Genomic DNA, 2,048 nt, shown 5'->3' on the forward strand with positions numbered 1-2,048 from the left:
TTTTTACTCCTGGAGATGCAAAAAAAATGATTGAAGTAAAAACTAATGATGGAACTATTATTCTAGTTGCGAATAACAATGATGTCTTACAGAGTTTTATAAAAACAAAATAACAGGGTTAATGTTTAAATTTCTTTTTCATTTTTTATTTTTCCTACCGATGTTATTATTGGCACAAAATAAATTAATAAATGAAGAAAGCCTGTATCTAAAACAGCATGCTACTAATCCAATTAATTGGAACCCTTGGAGCAATGAGTTGTTAAGTCAGGCAAAAAATGAAGAAAAGCTAATTGTTATAAGCGTAGGCTATTCATCATGCCACTGGTGTCATGTTATGGAAGAGGAAACATTTCAAGATAACGATGTTGCACTCCTTATGAATACAAATTTTATAAGCATAAAAGTTGATCGAGAGGAACGACCTGATATCGATGCTCACTACATGAAAGCTCTAAAAACAATTACAGGAAATGCAGGGTGGCCAATGAACATTGTTGCTTTGCCTGATGGAAGACCAATATGGGCTGGAACTTATGTTGATAAAGCTCAGTGGATTTCAACACTTCAGCAGCTCAATACATTTTATAAAAAACGTCAATTAGATTTAATTGAACATGCTGACAAAATTGAATTAGGTATCGTTCAGAGCATGCTTAAACCTTTAAATACAATGGATAATATTTTTTCCAAAGACAGTCTTAAGGGTATTATATCAAAAATCAATCAAAAAATGGACCTACAATATGGGGGTTTTGGTAGTGATGAAAAATTTATGTCACCAATTATCCTTGAGTTTTTACTTAGATATGCAGTTCAAGTAGATTCACCTGAGCTCAAGAATTTTCTCAAAAAATCTTTGTATAATATTACTCTTGGAGGAGTTAATGATCAAATTGGAGGAGGCTTTCATCGATATTCTGTTGATAGAAAGTGGAAAATACCACACTTTGAGAAAATGCTCTACGATAATGTTCAAATGTTAAGTTTATATGCTCAATTTTATCAAGTTTTTAAAGATGAGCAATATAAAGAAGAGGCTTATAAGATTATGAGATTTCTCAATCGAGAAATGAAAGATCCTTCTCATTTGTTCTACTCTTCTATCGCAGCAGATAACTTAAATATAAATGGAGTTAATAAAGAGGGGGAGTTCTACACTTGGTCACTTAAAGAAATTAAAAGCGAAATAAATGAAGATTTTGAATGGTTTTCAGATTATTACAGTTTGTCAAACGATGAAATATGGGAAGGGAATAGATATATACTTTATAGACAAACTAGTGATTCTGTTTTTGCTAAAAAATATAACTGGACAAAACAATATTTAAAAGAAACACGCTTAAAAGTCAATGACAAATTATACCTTTTTAGACAAAATAAATCCTCCCCTATAGTAGATAAGAAGTTCATATTTTCATGGAATGCATTAGCTGTAAGTGGGTTTATAGATGCATATAAATCATTTGATGATAAATTTTTTTTAGAACAAGCCGGAAAAACTTTAAACATACTTCTCTCCGAAAAATTTTACAAAAAGAAGAGGATTTTACACACAAAAAACACTTTAGAAACACTTTTATTGCTTGAAGATTATACTTTTTTAATTGATGCTTTAATTGGATTTTATGAGGTTACAGCTGATGAAAGTAAACTTGAATTAGCCAAAGAATTAACAGATTTTGTTCTTGATATTTTTACTTCCAAGAATGGAGTGTATTTGAAATTTGCAGAAGATAAAAATGTATCAATAACAGACTCAATGATTCAGTATGAAGATAATTTTTTACCCTCTGCGAACAGCAAGATGGCTGAAAACCTATTTAAATTATATCATTTTTTTGGACTTGAAGAATACAAAGAAAGAGCTAAAAAAATGACTTCAATGGTTCAATCGAGAGTTTTAGAATATCCATTAAAATATACCAACTGGACACAATCAATCTATAATTTCACATATCCTTTTTATGAAATAGCCATTACAGGTCCCCATGCAATTGAAAAATTAAATTTATTACTACCCTTTTATTTGCCAGATTCAGTAATTT

The 2,048-nt window shown here is 30.1% G+C and carries 1 protein-coding gene; it reads left to right on the forward strand.

What is annotated here, in order from left to right:
• Positions 1 to 121: 121 nt before the first annotated feature.
• On the forward strand, positions 122 to 2,048 hold a 1,927-nt coding region (locus AC3ATN_RS06055), incomplete at its 3' end, for a thioredoxin domain-containing protein (protein ID WP_487532358.1).

This window comes from Candidatus Marivariicella sp., from assembly GCF_983056325.1.